Source organism: Lysobacter sp. Soil_N_51 (assembly GCF_057655755.1).
On sequence record NZ_JBDGLR010000023.1, the window covers coordinates 1 to 5,717 of the forward strand.

General features: G+C 54.3%; 2 tRNA genes and 3 rRNA genes. All 5 read left to right on the forward strand.

Annotated elements, in window-relative coordinates:
- Nucleotides 1-434: 434 nt before the first annotated feature.
- A 16S ribosomal RNA gene (locus AC3A4T_RS24485) occupies nt 435-1,979 on the forward strand.
- A 105-nt stretch (nt 1,980-2,084) separates the two neighbouring features.
- A tRNA-Ala gene (locus AC3A4T_RS24490) sits at nt 2,085-2,160 on the forward strand.
- A 19-nt stretch (nt 2,161-2,179) separates the two neighbouring features.
- Nucleotides 2,180-2,256, forward strand: a tRNA-Ile gene (locus AC3A4T_RS24495).
- 260 nt (nt 2,257-2,516) lie between these two features.
- Nucleotides 2,517-5,382: ribosomal RNA gene (locus AC3A4T_RS24500) — 23S ribosomal RNA — on the forward strand.
- A gap of 171 nt (nt 5,383-5,553) precedes the next feature.
- Nucleotides 5,554-5,668: ribosomal RNA gene (rrf, locus tag AC3A4T_RS24505) — 5S ribosomal RNA — on the forward strand.
- The 16S, 23S and 5S rRNA genes sit together here with 2 tRNA genes alongside, the layout of an rRNA operon.
- Nucleotides 5,669-5,717: the final 49 nt, after the last annotated feature.

Here is a 5,717-nt window from a genome sequence, read left to right on the forward strand (position 1 = left end):
CGGTTTGTAGGTTGGCGGGACGCGCGGAAAGCGGCGGTTTCGACAAGTGTTGACGAGTCGAAAACATGCTGTAAGATGCGCGGCCCGGTGAGGTGGAATGCTTCGGAAACGAAGGATTTCGGCGAGTCGGGAAGCAGCAAGAAGTTCGCGAACAGGTGTTGACGTTCACGAAAACTGCTGTATAGTGTGCGGCTCCCTCGGGCACTTCGGTGACGAGACGGAACAAGGCGCTGAGGCCGGTTCCTAAAGATCTTTGACAGTGTGCGCAGGTGACTTGTGCGGGCGTCTGGCGGGTGGATAGTTGTCCATCTTGCAGACGTTCGTAACAGAGTCCAACGATTTAAGAAGCATGCAAATGCAATTGAGTAATTGGCCTGGAACGAAGTCTGCACTCAAAGCATTGATGAAGGCCGCAAGGCTGGAATCGAAACATTTAAGTGAAGAGTTTGATCCTGGCTCAGAGTGAACGCTGGCGGCAGGCCTAACACATGCAAGTCGAACGGCAGCACAGAGGAGCTTGCTCCTTGGGTGGCGAGTGGCGGACGGGTGAGGAATACGTCGGAATCTGCCTATTTGTGGGGGATAACGTAGGGAAACTTACGCTAATACCGCATACGACCTACGGGTGAAAGCGGAGGACCTTCGGGCTTCGCGCAGATAGATGAGCCGACGTCGGATTAGCTAGTTGGCGGGGTAAAGGCCCACCAAGGCGACGATCCGTAGCTGGTCTGAGAGGATGATCAGCCACACTGGAACTGAGACACGGTCCAGACTCCTACGGGAGGCAGCAGTGGGGAATATTGGACAATGGGCGCAAGCCTGATCCAGCCATGCCGCGTGTGTGAAGAAGGCCTTCGGGTTGTAAAGCACTTTTGTCCGGAAAGAAAAGTTCCCGGTTAATACCCGGGGATCATGACGGTACCGGAAGAATAAGCACCGGCTAACTTCGTGCCAGCAGCCGCGGTAATACGAAGGGTGCAAGCGTTACTCGGAATTACTGGGCGTAAAGCGTGCGTAGGTGGTTTGTTAAGTCTGATGTGAAAGCCCTGGGCTCAACCTGGGAATGGCATTGGAAACTGGCTGACTAGAGTGCGGTAGAGGGTAGTGGAATTCCCGGTGTAGCAGTGAAATGCGTAGATATCGGGAGGAACATCTGTGGCGAAGGCGACTACCTGGACCAGCACTGACACTGAGGCACGAAAGCGTGGGGAGCAAACAGGATTAGATACCCTGGTAGTCCACGCCCTAAACGATGCGAACTGGATGTTGGGAGCAACTTGGCTCTCAGTATCGAAGCTAACGCGTTAAGTTCGCCGCCTGGGAAGTACGGTCGCAAGACTGAAACTCAAAGGAATTGACGGGGGCCCGCACAAGCGGTGGAGTATGTGGTTTAATTCGATGCAACGCGAAGAACCTTACCTGGCCTTGACATCCACGGAACTTTCTAGAGATAGATTGGTGCCTTCGGGAACCGTGAGACAGGTGCTGCATGGCTGTCGTCAGCTCGTGTCGTGAGATGTTGGGTTAAGTCCCGCAACGAGCGCAACCCTTGTCCTTAGTTGCCAGCACGTAATGGTGGGAACTCTAAGGAGACCGCCGGTGACAAACCGGAGGAAGGTGGGGATGACGTCAAGTCATCATGGCCCTTACGGCCAGGGCTACACACGTACTACAATGGTAGGGACAGAGGGCTGCAAACCCGCGAGGGCAAGCCAATCCCAGAAACCCTATCTCAGTCCGGATCGGAGTCTGCAACTCGACTCCGTGAAGTCGGAATCGCTAGTAATCGCAGATCAGCATTGCTGCGGTGAATACGTTCCCGGGCCTTGTACACACCGCCCGTCACACCATGGGAGTTTGTTGCACCAGAAGCAGGTAGCTTAACCTTCGGGAGGGCGCTTGCCACGGTGTGGCCGATGACTGGGGTGAAGTCGTAACAAGGTAGCCGTATCGGAAGGTGCGGCTGGATCACCTCCTTTAGAGACATAAAGACAGCCAATTGCCTGTCCAGACGTCCGCACAAGTGACCTGCATTCAGAGTTCCCGATCGCCACAGGGCGATTGAGGAGTCGTCCCGTTTCGATGGGGCTTTAGCTCAGCTGGGAGAGCACCTGCTTTGCAAGCAGGGGGTCGTCGGTTCGATCCCGACAAGCTCCACCACCTAGCCAGTAGCAGTTTTGGGTCTGTAGCTCAGGTGGTTAGAGCGCGCCCCTGATAAGGGCGAGGCCGGTGGTTCGAGTCCTCCCAGACCCACCACCCTGGTGAAAAGTTAAGGCAAACGGCAAGACTTCTGAATTGCGCACACACATAAAGATTTGAAACTGGGAAGGCGCTGAAGCCTTTCAAGTGTTCTTTGAAAAACTGGAATGTAGCGAGCGTTTTGAGACGGAATGTCCATGACGTGTCGTGAGGCTAAGGCGAGTGTCGAAAGACACTTTATTAATTGAGTCGTTATATTCGAGTCCGGGCTTTGTACCCCTGGACCCGTGTAACTCCGAGGCAACTTGGGGTTATATGGTCAAGCGAATAAGCGCACACGGTGGATGCCTTGGCGGTCAGAGGCGATGAAGGACGTGATAGCCTGCGAAAAGCGCGGGGGAGCTGGCAATAAGCTTTGATCCCGCGATGTCCGAATGGGGAAACCCACCTAGCAATAGGTATCCTGCAGTGAATACATAGCTGCTGGAAGCGAACCCGGAGAACTGAAATATCTAAGTACCCGGAGGAAAAGAAATCAACCGAGATTCCCTAAGTAGTGACGAGCGAACGGGGACTAGCCCTTAAGTTGCATCAGCTTCAGCAAAACGAGTTGGAAAGCTCGGCCATAGAAGGTGACAGCCCTGTATGTGAAGGGGCTGATGCGATGAAATCGAGTAGGGCGGGGCACGAGAAACCCTGTCTGAACATGGGGGGACCATCCTCCAAGGCTAAATACTCCTGACCGACCGATAGTGAACCAGTACCGTGAGGGAAAGGCGAAAAGAACCCTGGTGAAGGGAGTGAAATAGACCCTGAAACCGTGTGCGTACAAGCAGTAGGAGCTCGCAAGAGTGACTGCGTACCTTTTGTATAATGGGTCAGCGACTTACTGTTCGTGGCAAGCTTAACCGTATAGGGGAGGCGAAGGGAAACCGAGTCTGATAAGGGCGCATAGTCGCGGGCAGTAGACCCGAAACCGGGTGATCTAGTCATGCCCAGGGTGAAGGTTGAGTAACATCAACTGGAGGCCCGAACCCACGTCTGTTGCAAAAGACGGGGATGAGGTGTGATTAGGAGTGAAAAGCTAATCGAACCCGGAGATAGCTGGTTCTCCTCGAAAGCTATTTAGGTAGCGCCTCGGACGAATACTGCTGGGGGTAGAGCACTGTTATGGCTAGGGGGTCATTGCGACTTACCAAACCATGGCAAACTCCGAATACCAGCACGTACTATCCGGGAGACACACGGCGGGTGCTAACGTCCGTCGTGAAAAGGGAAACAACCCAGACCCACAGCTAAGGTCCCAAATTTATCGCTAAGTGGTGAACGATGTGGAAAGGCACAGACAGCCAGGAGGTTGGCTTAGAAGCAGCCACCCTTTAAAGAAAGCGTAATAGCTCACTGGTCGAGTCGGTCTGCGCGGAAGATTTAACGGGGCTAAGCGATAAACCGAAGCTTGGGGTGCATCACTTCGTGATGCGCGGTAGAGGAGCGTTCCGTAAGCCGTTGAAGGTGGATTGAGAAGTCTGCTGGAGGTATCGGAAGTGCGAATGCTGACATGAGTAACGATAATGCGGGTGAAAAGCCCGCACGCCGAAAGCCCAAGGTTTCCTTGCGCAACGTTAATCGACGCAGGGTGAGTCGGCCCCTAAGGCGAGGCTGAAAAGCGTAGTCGATGGGAAGCAGGTTAATATTCCTGCACCTCGCGTAAGTGCGATGGAGGGACGGAGAAGGTTAGGCAGGCCAGGCGTTGGTTGTCCTGGTGAGAGAGTTGAGGCGGTTCCCTTTGGCAAATCCGGGGGAGCAACGTTGAGACTAAGGACCGGCCCATTAGGGCTAGGCTGCCGATATCACGCTTCCAGGAAAAGCTCCTAAGCTTCAGCTTACGCAGACCGTACCGTAAACCGACACAGGTGGGCAGGATGAGAATTCTAAGGCGCTTGAGAGAACTCGGGTGAAGGAACTAGGCAAAATAGCACCGTAACTTCGGGAGAAGGTGCGCCCTCCACGGTTAATAGCTGAGGGGGGCCGCAGTGACCAGGCCGCTGCGACTGTTTATCAAAAACACAGCACTCTGCAAACACGAAAGTGGACGTATAGGGTGTGACGCCTGCCCGGTGCTGGAAGGTTAATTGATGGGGTCAGCCGCAAGGCGAAGCTCTTGATCGAAGCCCCAGTAAACGGCGGCCGTAACTATAACGGTCCTAAGGTAGCGAAATTCCTTGTCGGGTAAGTTCCGACCTGCACGAATGGCGTAACGACAGCGGCGCTGTCTCCACCCGAGACTCAGTGAAATTGAAATCGCTGTGAAGATGCAGCGTTCCCGCGGCAAGACGGAAAGACCCCGTGAACCTTTACTATAGCTTTACACTGAACGTTGAGTTCGTCTGTGTAGGATAGGTGGGAGGCTATGAAACCATGGCGCTAGCTGTGGTGGAGCCATCCTTGAAATACCACCCTGTCGTGCTTGACGTTCTAACCTAGGCCCGTTATCCGGGTCAGGGACCGTGTATGGTGGGTAGTTTGACTGGGGCGGTCTCCTCCCAAAGTGTAACGGAGGAGCACGAAGGTACGCTCAGCGCGGTCGGACATCGCGCACTGTGTGCAAAGGCATAAGCGTGCTTGACTGCAAGATCGACGGATCAAGCAGGTACGAAAGTAGGTCTTAGTGATCCGGTGGTTCTGTATGGAAGGGCCATCGCTCAACGGATAAAAGGTACTCCGGGGATAACAGGCTGATACCGCCCAAGAGTTCATATCGACGGCGGTGTTTGGCACCTCGATGTCGGCTCATCACATCCTGGGGCTGTAGTCGGTCCCAAGGGTATGGCTGTTCGCCATTTAAAGTGGTACGCGAGCTGGGTTCAGAACGTCGTGAGACAGTTCGGTCCCTATCTGTCGTGGGCGTTGGAGATTTGAGAGGGGCTGCTCCTAGTACGAGAGGACCGGAGTGGACGAACCTCTGGTGTTCCGGTTGTCACGCCAGTGGCACTGCCGGGTAGCTATGTTCGGAAGCGATAACCGCTGAAAGCATCTAAGCGGGAAGCGCGCCTCAAGATGAGATCTCCCGGGACTTTAAGTCCCCTAAAGGAACCATCAAGACTAGGTGGTTGATAGGCAGGGTGTGTAAGTGCGGCAACGCATTGAGCTAACCTGTACTAATGATCCGTGTGGCTTGACCATATAACCTCAAGTTGCCTTGGCTTCATTGACACGTTAAGACGTTTCTCCCAAAATACTGCTCGCTACATTCCAACTTATTCGCCGACAACGGGGGGCATTCCGTTGAAAGCACACCCACGTGAGCGTGAGCGCAACTTCAATCCACCGAAGTCTGCGACCCTCCACCCTCTCCCTGGTGATAATAGCTGTGTGGCACCACCCGATCCCATCCCGAACTCGGAAGTGAAACGCACATGCGCCGATGGTAGTGTGGCCTAAGCCATGCAAGAGTAGGTCATCGCCAGGGGCTTTACCCTAAAACGCCGCAACCTTCTGGTTGCGGCGTTTTTCTTTGC